The organism is Mesorhizobium sp. M1403, assembly GCF_040317695.1.
In the GTDB taxonomy this organism is placed as follows: Bacteria; Pseudomonadota; Alphaproteobacteria; order Rhizobiales; family Rhizobiaceae; genus Mesorhizobium.
In genome coordinates, this window is record NZ_JAMYKY010000024.1 from 30,655 (window position 1) to 51,088 (window position 20,434).

25 protein-coding genes and 1 pseudogene are annotated in these 20,434 nt (G+C 63.0%); 13 read left to right on the forward strand and 13 right to left on the reverse strand.

The window, feature by feature from the left end; all coding sequences use genetic code 11:
- Positions 1 to 5: 5 nt before the first annotated feature.
- Complete coding sequence (locus tag NKH01_RS27720) at positions 6 to 1,064, reverse strand: LLM class flavin-dependent oxidoreductase (RefSeq protein ID WP_353023364.1); 1,059 nt, start codon at positions 1,062 to 1,064, stop codon at positions 6 to 8.
- 231 nt (positions 1,065 to 1,295) lie between these two features.
- Here NKH01_RS27720 and NKH01_RS27725 point away from each other — a divergent pair, with 231 nt between their 5' ends.
- A complete protein-coding gene (locus NKH01_RS27725) occupies positions 1,296 to 1,724 on the forward strand; it encodes a DUF6481 family protein (protein WP_023718183.1) in 429 nt (142 codons plus the stop codon).
- Positions 1,725 to 1,807: 83 nt separating this feature from the next.
- Here the strand turns inward: NKH01_RS27725 and sugE are convergent, their stop codons facing one another.
- Both sugE and NKH01_RS27735 read right to left on the reverse strand, forming a co-directional pair.
- Positions 1,808 to 2,122: a quaternary ammonium compound efflux SMR transporter SugE gene (sugE, locus tag NKH01_RS27730; RefSeq protein WP_023718184.1), complete on the reverse strand. Its 315-nt coding sequence runs from the start codon at positions 2,120 to 2,122 to the stop codon at positions 1,808 to 1,810.
- Between the two features lie 153 nt (positions 2,123 to 2,275).
- Positions 2,276 to 2,401: a hypothetical protein gene (locus NKH01_RS27735; RefSeq protein WP_013528464.1), complete on the reverse strand. Its 126-nt coding sequence runs from the start codon at positions 2,399 to 2,401 to the stop codon at positions 2,276 to 2,278.
- Between the two features lie 215 nt (positions 2,402 to 2,616).
- Here NKH01_RS27735 and NKH01_RS27740 point away from each other — a divergent pair, with 215 nt between their 5' ends.
- The 3 genes from NKH01_RS27740 (at position 2,617) to NKH01_RS27750 (ending at position 4,967) form a co-directional block, all read left to right on the forward strand.
- Positions 2,617 to 3,426, forward strand: coding sequence for a transglutaminase-like domain-containing protein (locus NKH01_RS27740; protein WP_023718185.1), 810 nt, complete (start codon positions 2,617 to 2,619; stop codon positions 3,424 to 3,426).
- 106 nt (positions 3,427 to 3,532) lie between these two features.
- Complete coding sequence (locus tag NKH01_RS27745) at positions 3,533 to 4,495, forward strand: cation diffusion facilitator family transporter (RefSeq protein WP_352548083.1); 963 nt, start codon at positions 3,533 to 3,535, stop codon at positions 4,493 to 4,495.
- A 67-nt stretch (positions 4,496 to 4,562) separates the two neighbouring features.
- Positions 4,563 to 4,967: a GFA family protein gene (locus NKH01_RS27750; protein ID WP_023718187.1), complete on the forward strand. Its 405-nt coding sequence runs from the start codon at positions 4,563 to 4,565 to the stop codon at positions 4,965 to 4,967.
- A gap of 43 nt (positions 4,968 to 5,010) precedes the next feature.
- On the opposite strand, the gene NKH01_RS27755 is transcribed toward NKH01_RS27750, so the two are convergent.
- Positions 5,011 to 6,273, reverse strand: a complete 1,263-nt coding sequence (locus NKH01_RS27755; RefSeq protein WP_023718188.1) for a DNA recombination protein RmuC — start codon at positions 6,271 to 6,273, stop codon at positions 5,011 to 5,013.
- Between the two features lie 103 nt (positions 6,274 to 6,376).
- Between NKH01_RS27755 and def the strand changes: the two genes are divergently transcribed.
- The 4 genes from def to truA are packed head-to-tail and all read left to right on the forward strand — an operon-like array spanning position 6,377 to position 9,133.
- Entirely contained in the window at positions 6,377 to 6,907 is a 531-nt protein-coding gene (def, locus tag NKH01_RS27760) for a peptide deformylase (RefSeq protein ID WP_023718189.1), read from the forward strand.
- 16 nt (positions 6,908 to 6,923) lie between these two features.
- The gene (fmt, locus tag NKH01_RS27765) at positions 6,924 to 7,853 is read left to right on the forward strand and encodes a methionyl-tRNA formyltransferase (RefSeq protein WP_353023401.1); all 930 of its coding nucleotides are present in this window, start codon (positions 6,924 to 6,926) and stop codon (positions 7,851 to 7,853) included.
- Complete coding sequence (locus NKH01_RS27770; protein WP_353023368.1) at positions 7,850 to 8,359, forward strand: GNAT family N-acetyltransferase; 510 nt, start codon at positions 7,850 to 7,852, stop codon at positions 8,357 to 8,359. The genes fmt and NKH01_RS27770 overlap by 4 nt, the downstream gene beginning before the upstream one ends.
- An 18-nt stretch (positions 8,360 to 8,377) precedes the next feature.
- Positions 8,378 to 9,133, forward strand: a complete 756-nt coding sequence (truA, locus tag NKH01_RS27775) for a tRNA pseudouridine(38-40) synthase TruA (RefSeq protein WP_353023370.1) — start codon at positions 8,378 to 8,380, stop codon at positions 9,131 to 9,133.
- Here truA and NKH01_RS27780 read toward each other — a convergent pair.
- Together NKH01_RS27780 and dapE are read right to left on the reverse strand one after the other, a co-directional pair.
- Positions 9,115 to 9,723, reverse strand: coding sequence for a hypothetical protein (locus tag NKH01_RS27780; protein ID WP_023718193.1), 609 nt, complete (start codon positions 9,721 to 9,723; stop codon positions 9,115 to 9,117). The two genes, truA and NKH01_RS27780, sit on opposite strands and share 19 nt — an antisense overlap.
- Positions 9,724 to 9,725: 2 nt before the next feature.
- The gene (dapE, locus tag NKH01_RS27785; RefSeq protein ID WP_353023373.1) at positions 9,726 to 10,925 is read right to left on the reverse strand and encodes a succinyl-diaminopimelate desuccinylase; all 1,200 of its coding nucleotides are present in this window, start codon (positions 10,923 to 10,925) and stop codon (positions 9,726 to 9,728) included.
- Between the two features lie 129 nt (positions 10,926 to 11,054).
- Between dapE and NKH01_RS27790 the strand changes: the two are divergent.
- Positions 11,055 to 12,085, forward strand: a pseudogene (locus NKH01_RS27790) (2-dehydropantoate 2-reductase).
- On the opposite strand, the gene NKH01_RS27795 reads toward NKH01_RS27790, so the two are convergent.
- The 4 genes from NKH01_RS27795 to dapD form a co-directional block, all read right to left on the reverse strand.
- Entirely contained in the window at positions 12,075 to 13,175 is a 1,101-nt protein-coding gene (locus tag NKH01_RS27795; RefSeq protein WP_023718195.1) for a GGDEF domain-containing protein, read from the reverse strand. The pseudogene NKH01_RS27790 and the gene NKH01_RS27795 sit on opposite strands and share 11 nt — an antisense overlap.
- A 233-nt stretch (positions 13,176 to 13,408) precedes the next feature.
- Positions 13,409 to 14,197, reverse strand: coding sequence for a hypothetical protein (locus NKH01_RS27800; RefSeq protein WP_352484325.1), 789 nt, complete (start codon positions 14,195 to 14,197; stop codon positions 13,409 to 13,411).
- Between the two features lie 21 nt (positions 14,198 to 14,218).
- Positions 14,219 to 14,590 (reverse strand): DUF805 domain-containing protein, encoded by a 372-nt coding sequence (locus tag NKH01_RS27805; protein ID WP_031193743.1) that lies wholly within the window; start codon positions 14,588 to 14,590, stop codon positions 14,219 to 14,221.
- 24 nt (positions 14,591 to 14,614) lie between these two features.
- Complete coding sequence (dapD, locus tag NKH01_RS27810) at positions 14,615 to 15,469, reverse strand: 2,3,4,5-tetrahydropyridine-2,6-dicarboxylate N-succinyltransferase (protein WP_352484324.1); 855 nt, start codon at positions 15,467 to 15,469, stop codon at positions 14,615 to 14,617.
- A 145-nt stretch (positions 15,470 to 15,614) separates the two neighbouring features.
- On the opposite strand from dapD, the gene NKH01_RS27815 reads away from it, so the two are divergent.
- A complete protein-coding gene (locus NKH01_RS27815) occupies positions 15,615 to 16,454 on the forward strand; it encodes an LOG family protein (RefSeq protein ID WP_023718198.1) in 840 nt (279 codons plus the stop codon).
- A gap of 34 nt (positions 16,455 to 16,488) precedes the next feature.
- Here NKH01_RS27815 and NKH01_RS27820 read toward each other — a convergent pair whose 3' ends face one another.
- Positions 16,489 to 17,196, reverse strand: coding sequence for a pyrimidine 5'-nucleotidase (locus NKH01_RS27820; protein WP_023677476.1), 708 nt, complete (start codon positions 17,194 to 17,196; stop codon positions 16,489 to 16,491).
- Between the two features lie 161 nt (positions 17,197 to 17,357).
- Between NKH01_RS27820 and NKH01_RS27825 the strand changes: the two genes are divergently transcribed.
- Entirely contained in the window at positions 17,358 to 18,119 is a 762-nt protein-coding gene (locus tag NKH01_RS27825) for a GGDEF domain-containing protein (RefSeq protein ID WP_352716554.1), read from the forward strand.
- A gap of 70 nt (positions 18,120 to 18,189) precedes the next feature.
- Here NKH01_RS27825 and NKH01_RS27830 read toward each other — a convergent pair whose 3' ends face one another.
- Positions 18,190 to 18,438 carry a hypothetical protein gene (locus NKH01_RS27830; RefSeq protein ID WP_353023377.1) on the reverse strand — a complete coding sequence of 83 codons (249 nt, stop codon included), beginning with the start codon at positions 18,436 to 18,438 and terminating at the stop codon, positions 18,190 to 18,192.
- Between the two features lie 12 nt (positions 18,439 to 18,450).
- Here NKH01_RS27830 and NKH01_RS27835 point away from each other — a divergent pair, with 12 nt between their 5' ends.
- A complete protein-coding gene (locus NKH01_RS27835) occupies positions 18,451 to 18,951 on the forward strand; it encodes a MarR family winged helix-turn-helix transcriptional regulator (protein ID WP_353023378.1) in 501 nt (166 codons plus the stop codon).
- On the opposite strand, the gene phhA is transcribed toward NKH01_RS27835, so the two are convergent.
- On the reverse strand, positions 18,946 to 19,779 hold the full coding sequence (phhA, locus tag NKH01_RS27840) for a phenylalanine 4-monooxygenase (RefSeq protein ID WP_353023380.1): 834 nt from the start codon (positions 19,777 to 19,779) through the stop codon (positions 18,946 to 18,948). The two genes, NKH01_RS27835 and phhA, sit on opposite strands and share 6 nt — an antisense overlap.
- A gap of 140 nt (positions 19,780 to 19,919) precedes the next feature.
- On the opposite strand from phhA, the gene NKH01_RS27845 reads away from it, so the two are divergent.
- Positions 19,920 to 20,396: an Lrp/AsnC family transcriptional regulator gene (locus NKH01_RS27845; protein WP_023718203.1), complete on the forward strand. Its 477-nt coding sequence runs from the start codon at positions 19,920 to 19,922 to the stop codon at positions 20,394 to 20,396.
- Positions 20,397 to 20,434 lie beyond the last annotated feature (38 nt).

The following is a 20,434-nucleotide window of genomic DNA, read 5'->3' on the forward strand; positions in this document are numbered from 1 at the left end:
GTGAATCAGGCAACCGGCGCTGCCGCGGCGACGGCCTTCGCAGTTTCCCGGCGCACGATCGGCGCCACCTTGGTGCCGTAGAGTTCGATAGCCTTCATGACCTTGGCGTGCGGCATGGTGCCGATCGCCATTTGCAGCAGGAAGCGGTCGTTGCCGAATATCCTGTGCTGGGCAATGATCTTGTGCGCCACCTGTTCTGGATTGCCGACGAACAGGGCGCCGTTCGGGCCGCGCGATTGGTCGAAATGAGCCCGCGACGTCGGCCCCCAGCCGCGCTCGCGGCCGATGCGGTTCATCACTTCGGCCTGCGGCCTGTAGAAATCGTCGGCTGCCTGGTCGGCGGTGTCGGCGATGAAGCCGTGCACGTTGAGGCTGGTGGCAAGGCTCGCCGGATCGCTGCCGGCCCGCCTGGCTGCATCCCTGTAGATGTCGAACAGTGGTGCAAACCGCGCCGGTTCGCCGCCGATGATCGCCAGAGCCAGCGGCAACCCGAGTACGCCAGCCCGCGCCGCCGATTGCGGCGTACCACCGATCGCGATCCAGATCGGCAATTTGTCCTGAAAGGGCCGGGGATAGACGCCGCGATCGTTGATCGGCGCGCGCAGACTGCCCGACCAGGTCACCTTGACATGATCACGGATGGCGAGCAGCAGGTCGAGCTTCTCGGCAAAGAGCTCGTCATAGTCTTCGAGATTATAGCCGAACAGCGGAAAGGATTCGATGAACGAGCCGCGCCCGGCCATGATCTCGGCCCGGCCGCCGGACAGAAGATCGAGGGTGGCAAACTGCTGAAAGACGCGCACCGGATCGTCGGAGGACAAAACGGTGACCGCGCTGGTCAGCCTTATGCGCTTGGTTCGTTCGGCAGCCGCCGCCAGCGCCACCACCGGAGCGGAGGCAGCATAGTCGGGACGGTTGTGCTCGCCGAGACCAAAGACGTCCAGCCCGACCTGATCGGCGAGCTCGATCTCCTCGATCAGGTTGCGCAGCCGCTCATGCGCACCGATCGCACCGGGACCCGGTTCCGGGCTGACGTCAGCGAAGGTGTAGAGACCGAGTTCCATAGTGGTGTCATCCTAGCGTTTTGTCTTGGCGCTACAGGTAGCGATCAGTCCGCTGCGCCGCCAGAGGCCTGGATGGTGAACAGTGCGGGTGGCTTTCAGCCGAATTCGATCGAAATGGCGTCTCCCGGTTGCAACAGATCAGAATTTCATGGCTGGCATACCGTTTTGGCGCTTGAACTCTCGGTTTTCACGCGTATGTAAGCCTCGCAAATTGACTCCAGGGAAGTGGACTTGGCTATCTACAGGGAAAAAGACGTTTTCGAGCGGCGCAATGCCGCAAACGAGGCAAAGAAGGCGCTTCTGGAGCGCTTCAAGGCAAAGCCGGCGGCAGATGATCCAGCGGTGCTGGCACGACAGGCCGAGCGCAAGGCAATCCTCGAGGCCCGCGCGATACGCGAGGCCGAAAAGGCCAGGCTGAAGCAGGAAAAGCTGGCGCGCGAAGCGGCCGAAAAGGCCGAGCGCGAGGCAGCTGCCGAAGCGGCACGCATTGCCGCCGAAGAGGCAGCACAGGCCGAAGCGAAGATCCGGGAAGCTGAAGAGAACGAGCGCATCGCCCGTTTTCTTGCCGACGAGGCCGAACGCAAGGCCAAGCGTGACGCACGCTATGCCGCGCGCAAGCAGCGCACCGGCAGGACGCCGCCCGGCTTCTCCGCCCGATAGCGCCTTCCGGCGCTGATCAGCCGAATTCAAGAATCAGGGCCGCCTTGCAGCGGCCCTGAAGGCGTTTGGTCTGTCGGGCCGACTTAAGCCGCGAGCTTCAGTCCCATAATGCCGCAAACGATGAGCGCGATGCAGGCCAGCCTGATCGCGGTCGCCGGCTCCCCGAGCAGCCATATCCCCAACAGCGCCGTGCCGACGGTGCCGATGCCGGTCCATACCGCATAGGCTGTGCCGACCGGCAGTGCCTTCAGCGCCAGGCCGAGCAAGGTCAGGCTGACAATCATCGAGGCTACCGTCAGGACGGTTGGCAGCGGCTTCGAGAATCCGTCGGTGTATCTTAGGCCGATCGCCCAGCCGATCTCGAACAGGCCGGCGAAGAACAGGAAAATCCACGACATCGGAACGCTCCGTTTCGATGGCTCCCGGCCGATCTCTTGAAAGCGCAAAAACTATCTTCGCCGCATCCATATGGGATGCTCGTGCGCTTAATGAACAACAATACCGGCCGCATTTGCGGCCGGTCGAAATAAGCCAAAACGGTAGCTGCGGCCCTACTTGTCCTTCAGCTTCATCGCCTTCACCGGCGGTGCCTTCAGGGCCGGCGCCGGAGCGGGTTTCTTCGCGTCCTTCTTCGGCTTGCGGGCTTCCTTGCCTGCCTTCATCGCACCTTTAGCCATGATTCGTTCCTCCGGTTGATGTCTGGCGAAGTGAAACAAGAGAAAACGCTAGACTGCAAGAGGCCGCTGCCGTGCAGTCGCCTTGGCCGATGGCTGTCAACCGGTTTCTAATTCCCTCGTAAACCGCAGCGGTCCGTGCGATGGTCCTCTTCGCACTGCTGCATCAGCCCTTGCGTTTCGCCGGCTGATGATCGCGCAGTCCGGTCAGGACGACAATGCGGATCCACATCGGTTGCCAGATGAGCTTCGACTTCCCGCAGGAAACACCGCTGATCGCGATGCTCAACGTCCATTATTCGCGCGCATCCGATCTCGAGCGGCCGGACTTCCTGACGTCGAACCCGCCGGTGCCGATCGAAAGCTATCGCGACAGTTTCGGCAATTGGTGCAACCGTCTCGTTGCGCCGGCCGGGCGCTTTGCGTTCGGCACGGACGCGGTCATCCGCGACCCCGGCTCCTTCGAGACGCGCGAGCTGACGGCATGGCAGCATGAGGTGCGCGATCTGCCGTCGGAGACGCTGCTGTTCCTGCTGCCCAGCCGCTATTGCGAGAGCGACGTGCTGGCGAACGAAGCCTGGCGGCTGTTCGGCAATACCCCGCTCGGCATCCCGCGCGTCCAGGCGGTCTGCGACTTCGTCCATAACCATATCGTCTTCAACTATTTCAATGCACGGCCGACACGCACCGCAGCCGAAGCCTATCGCGAGCAGAGTGGTGTGTGCCGCGACTTTGCCCACCTCGCAGTCGCCTTCTGCCGCGCCCTGAACATCCCGACCCGCTACTGCACCGGTTATATCAGCGATATCGGCCTGCCAAAGCCGTGGTCGGACATGGATTTCGCCGCCTGGATGGAGGTTTATCTCGGCGGCCGCTGGCACGCGTTCGACCCGCGCAACAACGCGCCGCGCATCGGCCGCATCCTGATTGCCTCCGGACGCGATGCCGCCGATGTCCCACTCACCCACATTTTTGGACCGGGCGCGCTGGCTGGCTTCAAGGTCTGGACGGAGGAGGTCATCGAATAGCCTCTCGCGCTGCCCTTTTGAACAACTCGACACTTCAGGCGTTGTTCGAGCTGTGGAGCGTGGGCGTGCTCCGCTAATCTCGGTGCATCAACCAAGGCAGCACACCATGGCGGCGCATGGCGGGTCGAAAAAAGTGATCTATGCGGCGCTCGCCGGCAATCTTGCGATCGCCCTGACCAAATTCGCCGCTGCCTTGTTCACGGGCAGCTCGGCAATGCTCTCGGAAGGCGTCCACTCGCTCGTCGATACCGGCAATGGCAGCCTGCTGCTTTACGGCATGCACCGCGCCGCCCGGCCGGCCGATCGGACGCATCCGCTAGGCCATGGTCGCGAGCTGTATTTCTGGAGCTTCATCGTCGCGCTCCTCGTCTTTGCACTGGGCGCCGGCATATCGTTCTACGAAGGCGTGACGCACATCATGGCGCCGGAGCCGATTGCCAACGCAAAGGTGAACTACGCTGTACTTGGCCTTTCCTTCCTGTTCGAAGGCACCTCCTGGCTGGTGGCGCTGAACGAGTTCCGCCACCAAAAAGGCAGCCACGGCTGGCTCGAGGCGGTGCAGCTCAGCAAGGACCCGAGTGTCTACACCGTACTCTTCGAGGACAGCGCGGCACTTCTCGGCCTCGTTGTCGCCTTCGCCGGCATATTGGCGGCGGAACTGCTGGACATGCCGAAGCTCGACGGCGCCGCGTCGATCGGCATCGCGCTGATCCTGGGCGCGACCGCGATCTTCCTGGCCCGCGAAAGCAAGAGCCTGCTGCTCGGCGAGCCGGCCTCGCCCGAGGTGCAAATGAAAGTGCTGGCCATTGTCCAGCAGGACCCGGCGGTGCAGCGGGCAAATGGCGTACTGACGCTCCATATGGGGCCTCAGGAGATCGTCGCCGCTCTGAGCATCGAGTTCGAGGACCACTTGTCGGCGCCCGAGATAGAGACCTGCGTCGAACGCCTCGAGACACGGCTGAAGGCGGAGATGCCGGAGGTCACGCGCCTGTTCGTCAAGCCGCAGACCACCGGCACCTGGGAACGGCGGAGCAAGGCCTTGGCGGCGTCCGGAGGGGAGCCGGCCTGAGGAAAATGGCTGCGCCATCGGGCAGTCCCGGTTATGATTGCGCGCAAAAGCTCCAGGAGGAACGAAGATGAAAATCGACGGCGGGTGTCATTGCGGCGCCATTACTTACGAGGCCGAGGTCGATCCGGAAAAGACCACCATTTGTCACTGCGTCGATTGTCAGAAGCTAACCGGAACGGCCTTTCGCGTCACCGTGCCGGCGTCCGAGGACAATTACACGATCACCAAGGGCGCGCCGAAAATCTACATCAAGACCGGTTCGAGTGGTGCCAAGCGCGCTCAGGCATTTTGCGGTGAGTGCGGCTCGCATCTCTACGCCACGTCGGCGGGCGCGGGACCGAAGGTTTACGGCATCAGGGTCGGCACGGCATGGCAGCGCGATCAACTGGTGCCGAGAAAGCAGATCTGGCATCGCTCGGCGCTGCATTGGCTGCCGGAATTCGAAGGCACAACCATCATCGAGGAGCAGTAGCGCCAGACCGGGCGAAGCCTCGGCTCCGGTTCCGGCGTAGCTCTCAATCGTCGCCTTCGACGACCCTTAGCCTCAGCTGCCCGGTTTTCGAATCGGCAACACGCGCGCTGCTTTCCGCTTTTGCTCCGCTGCCATTCGACCCAGCGGTGTCCTCCGCCGGCTGCACGCCAAACTCCAGCGCCTCGATCTTTTGTCCGCGCCTGGTCACCTTCGATGTCGAGACGAGGATGTCCTCGATATCCTTGGCCGATTGACCGAAATGCGTCTGCAATTTGCGCACCCGCTCGTCGAGCCGAGAGACGTCTTCCATCAGCCGGATGACCTCGCCCTGGATCAGGTGCGCCTGCTCGCGCATACGGGCATCCTTGAGGATCGCCTGGATGACCTGGATCGACAGCATCAAAAGCGATGGCGAGACGATGACGATCCGCGATCGATGCGCCTTTTGGACAACGGCCTCGAAATTCTCGTGGATTTCGGCGAACACCGATTCCGAGGGCACGAACATGAAGGCAGTGTCCTGCGTCTCGCCCTGGATCAGGTATTTTTCGGAAATATCCCGGACATGCACCTCGATGTCGCGGCGGAAAGCCTGAGCGGCGGACTTCTGCAGGTCGGCGCCTTCGGCGGCACGGATGGCATTCCAGGCCTCGAGTGGAAACTTTGCATCGATGGCAAGCGACGGTGCGCCGTTCGGCATCTTCACCAGGCAGTCGGGCCGGCTGCCATTCGACAAGGTCGCCTGGAATTCATAGGCGCCGTGGGGCAATCCGTCGGCGACGATGGCTTCCATACGCGACTGGCCGAAGGCGCCGCGCGTCTGCTTGTTGGAAAGGATCGCCTGCAATTGCACGACCTGGCCGGCCAGCGACTGGATGTTGCCTTGCGCGATATCGATGACCGCCAGCCGCTCCTGCAGCTTGGCGAGGCTCTCATGCGTCGATCTCGTCTGCTCGGTCATGGTCTGGCCGAGGCGGCCGGTCATGGCGTCGAGGCGCTGGCCGATCGACTGGGTCAGTTCGGCCTGACGCGCCCCGAACACTTCGGCGATAGCGCCCATACGGCCCTGCATTTCCGCCTGGCTTGCCAAGATGCCGGCCATCCGCACCTCGGCGTCGCGGGCGTGGTCGGCGGCTTCGGCGGCCGCCATTGCACGCGCCTTGGCCGATCGCCAGAGCGCAATGACGAGCGCCACGAACAGGCCGAGGAACAGCATTGCGCCGAAACCCAGGGCATGGCCGAGCGTGATCGTGGTGGCGCCGAGGCGGGCGACAGGTTCGGACAGGATGGTGGCCAGATCGTTCATGCCGACAGCATAGATGATTCGGTCTGGCGGCACAGATCAAAACGTGAACGACCAGAAGGCGTCCCGGTTGACGCTTTTCCTGCGAGGTCTTAGGTGAGACGCCATGTCGATCAAGCCGCTTATCATCCTCCCCGATCCCGTCCTGCGTCAGGTTTCAAAACCGGTCGAGCGTGTCGACGGTGATTTGCGTAAACTGGCCGGCGACATGCTGGACACCATGTATGACGCGCCCGGCATCGGCCTCGCGGCGATCCAGGTCGGCGAACCCTTGCGCTTGCTGGTGATCGACCTCGCCAAGGAGGACGAGACGCCGGCACCGCACGTCTTCATCAATCCCGAAATCCTCGACAGCTCCGACCAGCGTTCGGTCTACGAGGAAGGCTGCCTGTCGATCCCGGATTACTATGCCGAGGTCGAGCGTCCGGCAGCGGTGCGGGTGAAGTATCTCGATCGCGACGGCAAGCTGCAGGAGATCGAGGCCGAGGGGCTGATGGCGACCTGCCTGCAGCATGAGATCGACCACCTAAACGGCGTGCTGTTCATCGACCACATCTCCAAGCTGAAGCGCGACATGGTGGTCAAGAAATTCAAGAAGCTCGCCAGGGACAAGGCGCCGGGCAAGATGGTGGGATAGGGGTCGACGAATGCCCCTGCGTGTCATCTTCATGGGTACGCCCGAATTCTCCGTGCAGACGCTGCGAGCGATCGCCGGGGCAGGGCATGAATTGGCAGCCGTCTACACGCAGCCGCCGCGCGCCGCAGGCCGGCGCGGGCTCGAGCTGACGCCGTCGCCGGTGCAGCGTGAGGCGGAGCGGCTTGGCATCGAGGTGCGGTCGCCGGTGTCGCTGAAGAGCGAGGCGGAGCAGCAGGCGTTCCGCACCTTGCGCGCCGATGTCGCCGTGGTCGTCGCCTACGGGCTGCTTCTGCCCAAACCTATTCTCGAGGCGCCGCGGCTCGGTTGCCTCAATGGCCACGCATCGCTATTGCCGCGCTGGCGCGGCGCTGCCCCTATCCAGCGCGCCATCATGGCCGGCGATACCGAGACGGGCATGATGGTGATGCGGATGGAGGAAGGCCTCGACACCGGGCCTGTGGCAATGGTTGAAAAATGCGCCATTGGACCCGACATGACGGCCGGCGATCTGCACGACCGGCTGATGATCCTGGGTGCTGCGCTGATGGTGCAAGCGCTCGAACGGCTCGAGCGGAATACGCTGACATTTACCACACAGGCGGAGGTGGGGGTGACCTACGCCAAGAAAATCGATAAATCGGAGACTCGCATAGACTGGCTGCGACCTGCCGGCGACGTGCACAACCAGATTCGCGGCCTGTCGCCCTTTCCCGGTGCATGGTGCGAGGCCGAAATCGGCGGCCGCGTGGAACGGCTGAAACTGCTTCGCCCGACGCTCTCGCAAGGCGCCGGCGAACCGGGAGGAATTCTCGATGACCGGCTGACGGTCGCCTGCGGGTCAGGCGCGATCAGGCTGGTCGAAGTTCAACGTGCGGGCGGAAGGCCCATTGCCGCGCAGGAGTTTCTGCGCGGGGCCAAGCTCGAAAAAGGAATGAAACTGTCATGAGCATGATGTCCATACGCGCAGCGACGACGCGGGATCGCGAGGCGATCCGCCTTGTCGAAGAACACGCATTCGGCCAGCAGGCGGAGGCCGGACTGGTCGACGCGCTGGTCACCGGCGGTGATGCCGTCGTCGAACTGGTGGCGGACGAAGACGGGCAAGTGGTCGGCCATATCCTGTTTTCACGGCTCTTCGTGCAGAATGGCGGCAAGAGCTTCCCGGCAGTCGCGCTGGCGCCGCTGGCAGTCGAGCCGTCGTTCCACGGCACCGGCATCGGCGGTGCCCTGGTCCGCGAGGCTCATATCCGCCTGAAAGCCGCCGGCGAGACGCTCGCTGTGGTGCTCGGCGATCCGGCCTACTATGGCCGCTTCGGCTACAGCCGCGCCCGTGCAGCGAAATTCGAGAGCGACTACCAAGGCGAGGCTTTGCAGGCGCTTGCCTGGGGCGAGGCGCCGGAGACCGGCAGGCTGGTCTACGCCTCGGCCTTCGGCTCAGCCCTAGCCGCCTGATTTCGCCTCGATCCGGGAATGCCGCGTTTTCGCCTCGACATCGAATATGACGGCAGCCTCTTCGCCGGCTGGCAACGTCAGGCCAACCAGCCTTCGGTGCAGCAGGCGATCGAGCAGGCGATCGAGAAGTTCTGCGGTGAGCAGGTTTCGCTGCGCGCCGCCGGCCGCACCGATGCCGGCGTCCATGCGACCGCTCAGGTGGCGCATGTTGATTTGATCAAGGCATGGCCCGGCGACAAGGTGCGCGACGCCGTCAACGCCCATCTGCAAGCGGCCAAGGCCCACATCGCCATCCTGAAGGCCGCCGTCGTGCCGGATGGCTTCGATGCGCGTTTCTCGGCGATCGGCCGCCACTATCTCTACCGTATCGTCAACCGCCGCGCGCCGGCGGCGCTCGACAAGGGCAAGATCTGGTGGGTACCGAAGCAGCTCGATGCCGCTGCCATGCACGAAGCGGCAAAAGTGCTGCTTGGCCGGCATGATTTCACCACCTTCCGCTCGACCCAGTGCCAGGCCACCAGCCCGGTCCGCACGCTCGACCGGCTGGATGTCAGCCGGGCGGGCGATTTCATTGAAGTCCGCGCTTCGGCGCGGTCATTCCTGCACAACCAGGTGCGCTCGATGGTCGGCTCGCTCAAACGTGTCGGCGAAGGCGGCTGGACCATTGCCGACCTCAAGGCGGCGCTCGAGGCGCGCGACCGTGCGGCCTGCGGTCAGGTGGCGCCGCCCGACGGGCTGTTTCTAGTCGGCGTCGATTACCCGACGCCTGGCTGATCCGGCACGCTGATCCCGAGCAGCGCCTGCAGGCCGAACAGCACGATCAGCGACGCCACGAACATACCGGCAAAAACAGCGCTGCCGACAGCCGCACCCCTGCCGATCGCGACGTTGGTCATCCGCCAGGTCAATACCATCGACAGCGCGAACAGCAGCAGCGACACCAGCCCGGAGACTTCGTTGGCCGATGTCAGGAAAAGCCGGATCAACGCCGATGGCAGCATCATCCAGGCGATGATCGCCGAGGCCCAGTTGCTGGCGACGACATAATGGACGAAACGGCTGCCGACGCCGACCCGCGGCGCGACCAGGGCCAGGCCGATGAGCGGCAGCACCCAGGCGCCGATATCGACGGTGGCCAGCCGGATCAACATGCTGAAACGGCCGACGAATGCGTCGGGATCGCCGATCTCGTTGGCAATGCCGACCCAGCCGACGATCAATGCCGGCGCCGCGACGACGATGGCAAAAAAGGAGTTCCAGAAACCGTCCGCAGAAAGGTCGAGCAGGCGAAATCCGTCGGCCTTGCCGAGCATCAGCCGCCAGGCGCCGGCAAGCGAAGCATAGGTTTCATCCGCTGAAAGCATCACTAGGATATGTCCTGCGCAAACCAGTCTTCAACGAAGCGCAGATAAATCTGCGTCAGCGTCTCGAGATCGGCAATCGCCACACGTTCGTCGACCATGTGCATGGTCTTGCCGACCAGGCCGAATTCGACCACCGGACAATAATCCTTGATGAAGCGGGCATCGGAGGTGCCGCCGGACGTGGAGAGCGCCGGCCTCCTGCCGGTCACCGCCTTGACCGAACCGCCAAGCGTCTCGATCAGCCTGTCGTCGCGTGTCAGGAAAACATGGCTCGGCCCGTCGCGCCAGACGATCTCGTAGTCGACCGGCGTCTTCTTGCCGGCGCGGTATTTCTTGCGTTTCGCCGCCCGGTCGAGGCGGTTGTGGATCTCGGCCTGGATCGTCTCGGCGGTCCATGTGTCGTTGAAGCGGATATTGAAGGTAGCTGCTGCCTTCGCCGGGATGACGTTGGTGGCAGGATTGCCGACATCGATAGAGGTCACCTCAAGATTCGTCGGCTGGAAATCCCTTGTTCCGTCGTCGAATACGGGGTGCAGCAAGGCGTCGACCAGCGTCACCAGGCCGCGCACCGGATTGTCGGCTAGCTGCGGATAGGCGGCGTGGCCCTGGCGGCCGTTGACGACGACCGTGCCCGATAGCGAGCCGCGCCGGCCGATCTTGATCATATCGCCAAGCGCGTCGGGATTGGTCGGCTCGCCGACGATCGAGGCATCCCATTTCTCGCCTTTGGCGGCCGCCCATTCGAGCAGCTTCGTCGTGCCGTTGATCGCCGGCCCTTCCTCATCGCCGGTGATCAGCAGCGTGACCGACCCCTTCGGGCCGCCCTTCTGCTCGACATGTCGCGCCACCGCCGCGACGAAACAAGCAATGCCGCCCTTCATGTCGACGGCGCCGCGGCCAAACATCTCGCCATTGGCGATCTCGGCGCCAAAGGGCGGGTGCGTCCAGGCTGCTTCGTCGCCCACCCGCACCACGTCGGTATGGCCGGCAAACATCAGATGCGGGCCATTGCCGGAACGCCGCGCGTAAAGGTTCTCGATGTCCGGTGTGCCGGCTTCGGAAAACACCGGCCGCTCGACCGCAAAGCCGAGCGGCTTCAACATCGCCTCCAGCGCGCGCAGCGCACCGCCTTCGGCGGGCGTCACGGAAGCACAGCGGATGAGTGCAGCGAGATTTCTAACCGGATCGGTAGGCAGCGTCATGGGCAAAAGCGATAGTCGAAAGCGCAAGGTCTGTCACGGCCAGACGTGAGGGCCAGCCATGCCGCCGACATTATGGTTTTCATGTCGTATAATTGCGGCAAGGTCTCCCGACCAGGACAGGGCCATCGCATGGTCACGCGTGGCAAGACGATCGTAATCGCCGGTGCCGGCAGTATCGGCTGCTACGCCGGCGGCTGCCTGATACTTGCCGGGCGAAAGGTGGTTCTGCTGGCGCGGCCGCGCGTCGAGAAGGCCCTGCAAGAAGCTGGCTTGCGCATCACCGACCCTGACCGCCGCGACCGTTCTGTCAAGCCGGACGCATTGTCGGTCACCGCCGATCCGGCGGTAGCATTCTCCGATGCCGATGTCATTTTGGTAACGGTCAAGAGCGGCGCGACGCAAGACATGGCCGGGCTGATTGCCGCCCATGCCCGACCGGACGTGGTGATACTCAGCCTGCAGAACGGCGTCGACAATGCCGATAAATTGCGAGCCCATCTCACCGCCCAGCCGGTGCTCGCGGGCATGGTGCCGTTCAACGTGGTCCAATCGCCGGAGGGCGAATTGCCGCTTCGCCTGCACCGCGCCAGCGGCGGCAAAGTGATGATCGAACAGGGCTCGGCGGGCCTTGACGAACTGCTTGATGTCGAGGGGTTTGCCGTCGCGACGCATGGTGACATCGACGCGGTGTTATGGGACAAGCTGCTGCTCAACCTCAACAACGCGCTGGTGGCGCTTTCCGGTCTGCCGCTGGCGGCAGAGCTTGCCGATCGCCGCTGCGGCTGATCCTGGCCGGTCAGATCGACGAAGCATTGGCGGCAATGACGGCGACAGGCATCGAACCCGCTCGCATCGCCGGCCTGCGTCCCGCACTGCTGCCGAAAGTGCTTCGCCTGCCCGACGGGCTGTTCAAGTTCTTGGCGCGGCGGATGCTTGCCATCGATCCGGCCGCGCGTTCGTCGATGTGGGATGACCTGCGGCGCCGCCGGTCGACGGAGATCGGCGAACTGCAAGGCGCGGTCCTGCGTTTGGCCGAAAAGGCCGGCACGCCGGCGCCTTTGCTGAAGCATGTCACTGCACTGGTGCGCGCGGCCGAGCAGGAGAGGCGCGGATCGCCTTGCTTGCCGCCGGAAGCTGTCGCTGCGACCGTCAGATCGTAGCCCGCACAGGCGCCCAATAACGGCCCTTGCCGGTGCGCTTGGCTTCGTAGAGTGCATGGTCGGAACAGGTGAGCAGGATTTCCGGATCGCCGCCGTCGGCGGGTGCAAAGGCGCTGCCGACGCTCAAGCCGACATGGATGGCGGAACCGACCCCGAGGTCGAAAGGCACCGAGACCTTTTCGATGGCCCGCTTTGCCAGATAGGTGGCCTCGATCTCCGAGGTTGCGGGCAAAAGGATGACGAATTCGTCGCCGCCGATACGGAAGACCACGTCCCCCGGCCGGAAGCCGCGCTTCAATCGTTCGGCCACCTTGCGCAGCAGCACGTCGCCGACCGCATGACCAAAACGGTCGTTGACCTGTTTGAAGCCGTCGAGGTCCATGCTGAGCACGGCAAACGGCTTGCCGCCATTGGCGGCCGGCGCCGCAAGGTCGCGGCACATGTCGCGCAATTTTTCCTGCAGGAAGATGCGGTTTGGCAGGCCGGTCAGCGCGTCCTTGATCGCCAGGTCGCGATTGTCCAGCTCCGCGCGGATCATGCGGGCGTTGATTGCGTGGTTCTGAAGCAGCACGATGATGACGCCGGCCACATAGAACGGCGTTTGAATTCCGACGATCGGCATTCCGGGCGCTGCGGAAAACAATGCACCGACCACGTAAGGCAGGCTTACGGCCAACATGACGAATATGGCGAAGCGCGGGGTGGCCGCATTGCGTGACGACACCACGCCAACGACACCTGCGACATTCAAGGCGGCAAGTACGGAAAGCGCCATATTCCCGCTGGCAACACAGCCATAGCAGCCGAGGCCGAAAACGACCGACCATACACCGCTGGCTGCCATCAGGCCCGCCAGCGGCCCTTTCGAGCCGCGCCTGCGGGCCTGCTCGCATTCCCGCATCAGCAGAACGCGGACGACGAAAAGCATCAGGTCGGCTGCGATCCAGGCGTAGGGCCACCAATCCTTCGTGGCAAGTGCGGCGCTGACCGCAACCACCAGAACGCTGATGGTGCCGAACAAGACTGCGAATTTGCGGTCGAAAGTGGTGTCGAGAAGCCGGGCGCGGACGGCTTCCGGTTCCAATCTCATCGGCGAAGAGAACCAGGCAAACAGGCGAGCGGCGGCGCTCCACGTTTTGCGCGGCTCCTTGGTGGTCAGGGATAGGTCGCTTGCCAGTCGAGCGCTCCGTGCCGGTCGACACAGTTTTCGCCGGCATGCTGGGCCAGGGTGATTAACATTCGCTTAGAGCGTCCGGCGCAAAACCGGGGTTTCGGAACTCCCCGCTCTGCCGCTCTAGCGGATCTGCCGCCGGCTCGCGGGTCTTAGCTTGCCGGCCCCGGTCGTCTGCGGACTGCAGGCCGACGCGGCGGACCCGGCTCGGGATCGGTTTTCTTCGCATGTGCCGGCTGCCCATGAGGGGTTTCGATCAGCGTGATCTTCTGCCAGATCTTTCGCGACAGGTTCGACGCCAGGTTCTCGATGTCATTGACGCCATCGATGACCACGGCGTCATTGACCGACTGGGCAAACAGCGCGGCGATCTTGCCGGTGATCGACAACATTTCGGAGCAATAGTCGAGATAGCGGGCAAGGTCGGCGGCGTTGGTGATGCGGGCTGGCGAATGTGCAGTCGGCTTGAAACTGGCTGAAAGTGCTGCCGGATCCTTGGTCAGCTGGTGCATGTCGATGACGTGGATGAGCGACCGCAGCCCGTGGAGTTGGCGGAACACCCGCTTGCGCTTGATCCGCTCCTCGGAGCGGATCAGGGCCAGGAAGCCCAGCACGGCGAGGATGATCATGTTGAGGGAGGCTTCGATGCCTTGCACCGACTGGAAGGCATCGTGGTTTCCCGAGATGCGGCCGAGCGGCAGGATTGTGCCGACGAACAGGAACATCAGCGCTCCGACGACGAAAGCGGCGATGATGAGGCCGCGCAGCCACCAGATCGGCGCCTCCAGCGCCTTGGCTGCCTTTGCCAGATCGCGCGACAGCGACACGAGCTCGGCGGCGACGCCGCGCAGGCCTGCATCGGGAAAGCGCTCGGCGACGCGCTCTTCCAGCCGTTCGGCGGTTTCGAGGATCAGTTTCGAATCAAGCGAGCGGTAGCGCATGACGAAATGTCCGATTGGCGCTCAGGGTTCGGCCGGTGCGTTGGTGCGCTTGCCGTAGCGGTTGGGGCCTGGGTCACTTTTGAAAAAAGCCAGGATAAAAAGCAGGACGAAGCCGATAATGAGAGAGATCAATGCGTAATAGGCAGGCTTGCCGAAATCATGGAACCGCTTCGCCGTTAGCGCAAAGGTCGACCATGTCGAGACGAACACAGCGATCCATAAGGCGAGCGCCCAATACTGGCTCGCGGCAGTGCCTAACGGCGTTCGCGCGAACTGGTAGAGCAGAAAGAGTTGAACGATGACCGGCAAGAGGCCAGCCAAAACATAAGCGCTCGGATTCACCCGCCCAGAAAGGCTGAAGAAAAGCCATAGGAATTGAGGTTTGTCAGTCAACCCGGTGCATCCGTTCTCGGGAGATCAATCGCGCAGCAATTCGTTGATCGAGGTCTTGGAACGGGTTCTTGCGTCGACCCGCTTGACGATGACGGCGCAGTAGAGGCTGGGGCCGGGCTCGTTGTTTGGAAAAGGCTTGCCCGGCAGTGAGCCGGCGACGACGACGGAATTGGCCGGCACTTCGCCGTAGAAGATCTCGCCGGTGGCGCGGTCGACGATCTTGGTCGATTGGCCGATGAAGACACCCATGCCGAGCACTGAGCCCTCGCGAACAATGCAGCCCTCGACCACTTCGGAACGGGCGCCGATGAAGCAATTGTCCTCGATGATGGTTGGGCCGGCCTGCATCGGCTCCAGCACGCCGCCGATACCGACGCCGCCCGACAGATGCACATTCTTGCCGATCTGGGCACAGGAGCCGACCGACGCCCAGGTGTCGACCATGGTGCCGCTATCGACATAGGCGCCGACATTGACGAAGGACGGCATCAGCACGGCGCCCGGCGCGACATAGGCAGAGCGGCGCACGATCGACGACGGCACGGCGCGGAAGCCGGCCTTCTCGAAATCGACGGCGCTCCAGCCGTCGAACTTCGAAGGCACCTTGTCCCACCATACCGCCTGACCGGGACCACCCTTGATGATCTCCATCGGGTTGAGCCGGAAGGACAGCAGCACCGCTTTCTTCAGCCACTGGTTGACGTGCCATTTGCCGTCGGCCTGCCGCTCGGCGACGCGGGCGACGCCCCGGTCGAGCAGGTCGAGCGCCGATTGGATGGCCTCGCGCGTCTCGCCGCGGGTTGCGGTCGAAATGGTGTCGCGTTCCTCGAAGGCGTTCTCGATGATCTTCTCGAGACTCGCGAGATCGGGCTTCGACATGAATTCGCTCCATTACCAAGCTGTTAAGGGCCGGCGCCTTAACCTGTTTGAAAGTCGCGCGGACCCTATGTGAAGGCTTGGGGAGGGTCAATCGCGGCAGCGTCACGGGACGGCGCAAGTGAATGATTGGACGGGTAAAGCAAATATGACTCCCATGGAAAAGGCGGGGTGGACGCCGCTACCGCATTCGGACGAGGATCTGGAGCGGTCGAAAAGCGTGCCGGACACGCCGCAAACGCGCGCGGAGACATATCGGCTGGCCTGGAACGACCCCGATTTCATGACGCGGCGCGAGTTGCGCGCGGTCAGGCTGCAGCTCGAACTGCTGAAACCGGAGATGATCCTGGCCGAGCGCGGCATCCAATCGACCGTCATCCTGTTCGGCGGCGCGCGCATCCCCGAGCCCGGCGGTGAAGCCTGGGCGGCCAAGAACGAGACGCAGAAGAAGAATCTGGAGCAAAACAGCAAATACTATGAGGAGGCGCGCAAATTCGCCCGCCTCTGCTCGCAGCAGTCGGCCACTTCGTACTATCGCGAATTCGTCGTGGTGACCGGCGGCGGGCCTGGCGTCATGGAGGCCGGCAATCGCGGCGCCGACGATGTAGGCGCGCCGTCGATCGGTCTCAACATCGTGCTGCCGCACGAGCAGGCGCCAAACGCCTACGTGACGCCGGAACTCTGCTTCAACTTCCACTATTTCGCGGTCCGCAAGATGCATTTCGTCATGCGTGCCAAGGCCGTTGCGGTGTTTCCCGGCGGCTTCGGTACGATGGACGAGTTCTTCGAGACGCTGACCCTGATCCAGACCGGCCGCATGGAACGGGTGCCGGTCATCCTGTTCGGCAAGGCTTTCTGGGCACGGGCGATCGACCTCGATTTCCTCGCCGAGCAAGGTACGATCACCCCCGGCGACCAGGACATCATCGATTTCGTCGACACCGCCGACGAGGCCTGGGGGATCGTCAGCCGCTTCTATAAGCTCTGATATGCAAGCAAGAATTTGAAGCGCGCCGACTGCCTCAAGCGGGGACTTCGACGATCGCCGTGAGAAAGCCGGCGAGATCGTCGGTGACGAAGTCCACGTCGTCCTCGTTGGCCGGGTCGCGTTCCCAGATTTCCGAGAAGGTCGGCTCGAAATTGCGCGGCACCACCAGCACCGTGGTCATGCCCAGCGATTTCGGCACCGACAGGTTGCGGGCGAGGTCTTCGAACATCACCGCATTTTGCCCGGTGACGGCGTGGAGTTCGGCAAATTTCTCGTAGGATTGTCGCGCCGGCTTGGGGTTCAGCCCGGCTGCGACGATATCGAAAATGTCGTCGAAATGCTCGAGAATGCCCAGCTGCCGCGCGGTGCGTTCGGCATGCCGGCGATCGCCATTGGTGAAGATGAATTTGCGGCCGGGAAGCTGGCGTATGGCGGTGCCGAGGACGGGATCTGGCACCAGCCAGGAATAATCGATGTCGTGGACCTTCTCGAGAAAGTCGTCGGGGTCGATGCCGTGGCGCGTCATCAACCCGTTCAGTGTCGTGCCGTATTCCCGGTAGAGCTCCTTTTGCAGCTTGCGTGCTTCCTCGCGCGGCAGCGTCAGCAATTCTCCGACATAGGCGGTCATCTTCACATCAATCTGAGAGAACAGATTGGAATGGTGCGGATAGAGCGTGTTGTCGAGATCGAACACCCAGTCGGTGACATGGGCAAAGCGGGCGGGGTCGGGAAGCGTCGTCATACCGTCCTTATGGCACGAAACGATCTTTCTAACAGGAGGTTTATCCACAACCTATGCGCGCCCTGGGTGGTGAAAATGGCGCCGTGATTAAAATCTTAAGCATCGCCGAAAGGTGACATTCAGCGCTTGCTGGCACCAAGACGGACCAGTGGGAGCAAGCGATGAATCGCATATTTCTAAAGTCTGCCGCCATCGCTTTCGCCTCCGTCGCCGTCTCACTTTTGCTGACGCTGATCGTCGTGCCGGCAATGGGTTTTCCGATCAATCGCACCATCTGGTTGACGTCCACCGTATGCCCGCTGGCTCTTGCCTGGGGCGCCGGTGCCTATTCGGTCTGGCAGGGCGAAAGGTTGAAGACCGCGCATCGCGAGCTCGCCCGCGCCCATGCCCAGCTCGCCGCCGCCCACAGGCGCTTGGCGGAAAAGGCGAGCCGCGACGACATGACCGGCATGCTCAACCGCGAAAGTTTCTTTGCCGCCCTCGACGGCTCTCGGCGTAAATCCGATCGCGGGGCATTGCTGATCGTCGATGCCGACCATTTCAAGACCATCAACGACAGCTACGGCCATCTGATCGGCGACGAGGCGCTGCTCCTGATCGCAAGTGCGATAGAGCGTGGCGTGCGCAGCGGCGATGTCCTTGGCCGCATCGGCGGTGAGGAATTCTGCGCCTTTCTGATCGGCGCCACCGAACACGAAGCCAGGCGCGTCGCCGAGCGCATCCGCCGTGAAGTAGAGCGTATCCGTTTCCGGCCCGTCGACGAACGAACCGTTCCGCTGACGGTCAGTATCGGCGGGACCACCTGCGGCGAGGACGCCGCAGTGTCGGAGCTAATGCGCGCCGCCGACCAGCGGCTCTACGAGGCCAAGCATCGCGGCCGCAACCTGTCGATCATCGATCGTGACATTTCCGAAGCGGCGTGAGCTCAGCCCTAAGCCTTGTGCTGGAAAAATTCTACCCTATCAGAATTCAACCGCGCCGCGGCCAGTGCTGTCAAAATCCGAAGATGGCGATGCGGAACAGCAGGGCAGCGGCCGCCAGCGCGACCAGTGCAATACCAAGGCCAATGGGAGAACCCCAGCCATACCATTCCATCGCCAGCTTGGCGTATTTGAATTCTTCGGCCGGTGTGAGTGGGCCGCGCGTCTGGTTCTGGTTCCTTGTCCACTCCTTGCGTGCTGCGACAGGCCGTGCCTTGCGCCCGACGCAGCATATTACTATAATGGCCGTAATGTTAGGCAAATTGATAGTTAGATGATCGAAATAAACTCGTCAAGCATGAATCGGGCCGACATGAAGACGGCCATCAGCCTTGCCATTATGGGCTGGCAAGACGCGACGCAGGCTTATGACGAGGCAGTAGGCGATAGGCTTGAGCTGAGTACGGCGGAACGCCATTGCCTGGCGCTGCTCTATGGCGGCCCGCAATCGGCTGGCGAGGTCGCGGCCGCAACAGGGTTGACGCCGGCCGCAGTCACCGCGCTGATCGACCGGCTGGAGGCGCGCGGCCTGCTGACACGAACGCGCAGCCTCGAGGACAGGCGCAAGGTGGTCATAGAGGCGACGGAACTCACGCGAGAACTATCGGCGCGCTATTATGGTGCGATCGCGCAGGAGGGAGAAAAGGTGATCGCCACATTTAGCGACACCGAGCTGGCCACGATCCTGCGCTTCGTCACCGCGTCGCTCGACCTTCAGCGCGACCAGCTTGCCCGGCTGAAAGCCGAGGCCCTGGAAACAGCCGACAGCCTATAGGCTCGCCGGGTCGAGCGCCGGCTCGCCTTTGCGGCGCGCCACGATCGCCGCAAGATCGGCGGTCTCGAAAGCATCACGCAGCACGTCGAACGACGGCAGCACGAAATAGGCACGCTGGAACTTGTCGATCTCGTAGCCGGTGCGCATTACGGTTTCCAGGTCGAAGGCGACATGGTGCGCCTCGCCGCCTTTGACCGCGAACTGAAGCTCGGTGAAGGATGACATCAGCCCGGCGCCGAAAGCCTTCAGCGGCTGGCCCGGCTCGCGTATCAGCCCGTATTCGACGGTGTACCAGTAAAGCCTGGTGATCATCTCGTCGCCGCCGACCGCAATCACGCTGTCGGCCTTCTTGCCATACATCTGCATGAAGTCGGCAAAGACCGGCTGCGTCAGGATCGGCACGTGACCGAAGAAATCGTGGAACATGTCGGGCTCGACAATGTAGTCGAGCTCCTTTTGGGTTCGCAGCCAGTTGGTGACCGGGAAGCGACGGTTGGCGAGGTGGTCGAAGAACGGCTGGGCGGGAATGAGCCCCGGCACGGCGACGATCTCCCAGCCGGTGAGCTTGCGCAGCTTCTCGCTGACCTCACCGAAATCCGGGATCTTGTCGAGAAGGCCGAGCGCCGCAACGCCATCGAGATAGGAATGGTGGGCGAGCTTCCTGGTCAGCTTCGTCTGGCGGTCGCACAGCGTGCGCCACACCGCCTGTTCTTCGTCGCTATAATTGTAGCCCTGCGCCACGGTGAAATCGGCACGGCAGACCGAATAATCGCCGCGAAGGCCTCGCGCCGCGCATTCGCGGGCGTAGTCGGCAACGTTCATCGTCATGGCTTGCTCTCCCTGGAAATCATGATCAGCGGATCGTCGGAAATTCTAGCCGGATGGCGCGAGGCAAATCAGCTTTGATGGTGGCTCAAATGCGGGGTTGGAGGTAAAAGACTCCACGATCGAGCTTTGGGAGAGTGAAAATGCCTCAGTTTGACGAATTCGAGATCAAGATGCTCGACAGCCTGCAGCGCGACGGGCGCAAGCCGGTATCCGAACTGGCGCAGGAGATCGGCCTGTCGACGACACCTTGCGCGCGGCGCTTCGAGGCGCTTCAGCAGGCGGGCATCATCAAGGGCTTCGCCGCGGTGCTCAGCCGTCGCGCCGTCGGGCTGATGGTCGAGGTGTTCATCCAGGTGCGCCTGACCAGCCACAGCGACGGCTCGCCCGAAAGCTTCATCGCCGCCGTCCAGCGGATGGACGAGGTGTCCTCATGCTGGACCATGACCGGCGATCATGATTTCCTGTTGCATGTGATGGTGCCGTCGGTCGACGAGCTCAATGCCTTCGTCATGCACCGGCTGATGCGGCTCGAAGGCGTGCGTGACGTCCACACCCAGCTTGTGCTGCAGAACATCAAGGGGCCGGGCCATGTCCCGCTTGCACATCTCAGACGGTAGGCATTTCTGCGGAAAAGCTGCACACAAACTGCTGAAGC

Bases quoted from the DNA above. Each gene is read 5' to 3' on its own strand.
- sugE (WP_023718184.1), bottom strand. From the start codon at position 2,122: ATGTCGTGGATTTTCCTGTTCTTCGCCGGCCTGTTCGAGATCGGCTGG.
- NKH01_RS27825 (WP_352716554.1), top strand. From the start codon at position 17,358: ATGAATCGCATATTTCTAAAGTCTGCCGCCATCGCTTTCGCCTCCGTC.
- truA (WP_353023370.1), top strand. From the start codon at position 8,378: ATGCCGCGTTTTCGCCTCGACATCGAATATGACGGCAGCCTCTTCGCC.
- def (WP_023718189.1), top strand. From the start codon at position 6,377: ATGTCGATCAAGCCGCTTATCATCCTCCCCGATCCCGTCCTGCGTCAG.
- NKH01_RS27800 (WP_352484325.1), bottom strand. From the start codon at position 14,197: ATGCGCTACCGCTCGCTTGATTCGAAACTGATCCTCGAAACCGCCGAA.
- NKH01_RS27750 (WP_023718187.1), top strand. From the start codon at position 4,563: ATGAAAATCGACGGCGGGTGTCATTGCGGCGCCATTACTTACGAGGCC.
- dapD (WP_352484324.1), bottom strand. From the start codon at position 15,469: ATGTCGAAGCCCGATCTCGCGAGTCTCGAGAAGATCATCGAGAACGCC.
- phhA (WP_353023380.1), bottom strand. From the start codon at position 19,779: ATGACGATGAACGTTGCCGACTACGCCCGCGAATGCGCGGCGCGAGGC.
- NKH01_RS27845 (WP_023718203.1), top strand. From the start codon at position 19,920: ATGCCTCAGTTTGACGAATTCGAGATCAAGATGCTCGACAGCCTGCAG.
- dapE (WP_353023373.1), bottom strand. From the start codon at position 10,925: ATGACGCTGCCTACCGATCCGGTTAGAAATCTCGCTGCACTCATCCGC.
- NKH01_RS27820 (WP_023677476.1), bottom strand. From the start codon at position 17,196: ATGACGACGCTTCCCGACCCCGCCCGCTTTGCCCATGTCACCGACTGG.
- NKH01_RS27795 (WP_023718195.1), bottom strand. From the start codon at position 13,175: ATGAGATTGGAACCGGAAGCCGTCCGCGCCCGGCTTCTCGACACCACT.
- NKH01_RS27735 (WP_013528464.1), bottom strand. From the start codon at position 2,401: ATGGCTAAAGGTGCGATGAAGGCAGGCAAGGAAGCCCGCAAGCCGAAG.
- NKH01_RS27755 (WP_023718188.1), bottom strand. From the start codon at position 6,273: ATGAACGATCTGGCCACCATCCTGTCCGAACCTGTCGCCCGCCTCGGC.
- NKH01_RS27720 (WP_353023364.1), bottom strand. From the start codon at position 1,064: ATGGAACTCGGTCTCTACACCTTCGCTGACGTCAGCCCGGAACCGGGT.
- NKH01_RS27815 (WP_023718198.1), top strand. From the start codon at position 15,615: ATGACTCCCATGGAAAAGGCGGGGTGGACGCCGCTACCGCATTCGGAC.
- NKH01_RS27835 (WP_353023378.1), top strand. From the start codon at position 18,451: ATGATCGAAATAAACTCGTCAAGCATGAATCGGGCCGACATGAAGACG.
- NKH01_RS27745 (WP_352548083.1), top strand. From the start codon at position 3,533: ATGGCGGCGCATGGCGGGTCGAAAAAAGTGATCTATGCGGCGCTCGCC.
- NKH01_RS27740 (WP_023718185.1), top strand. From the start codon at position 2,617: ATGCGGATCCACATCGGTTGCCAGATGAGCTTCGACTTCCCGCAGGAA.
- NKH01_RS27780 (WP_023718193.1), bottom strand. From the start codon at position 9,723: ATGCTTTCAGCGGATGAAACCTATGCTTCGCTTGCCGGCGCCTGGCGG.
- NKH01_RS27770 (WP_353023368.1), top strand. From the start codon at position 7,850: ATGAGCATGATGTCCATACGCGCAGCGACGACGCGGGATCGCGAGGCG.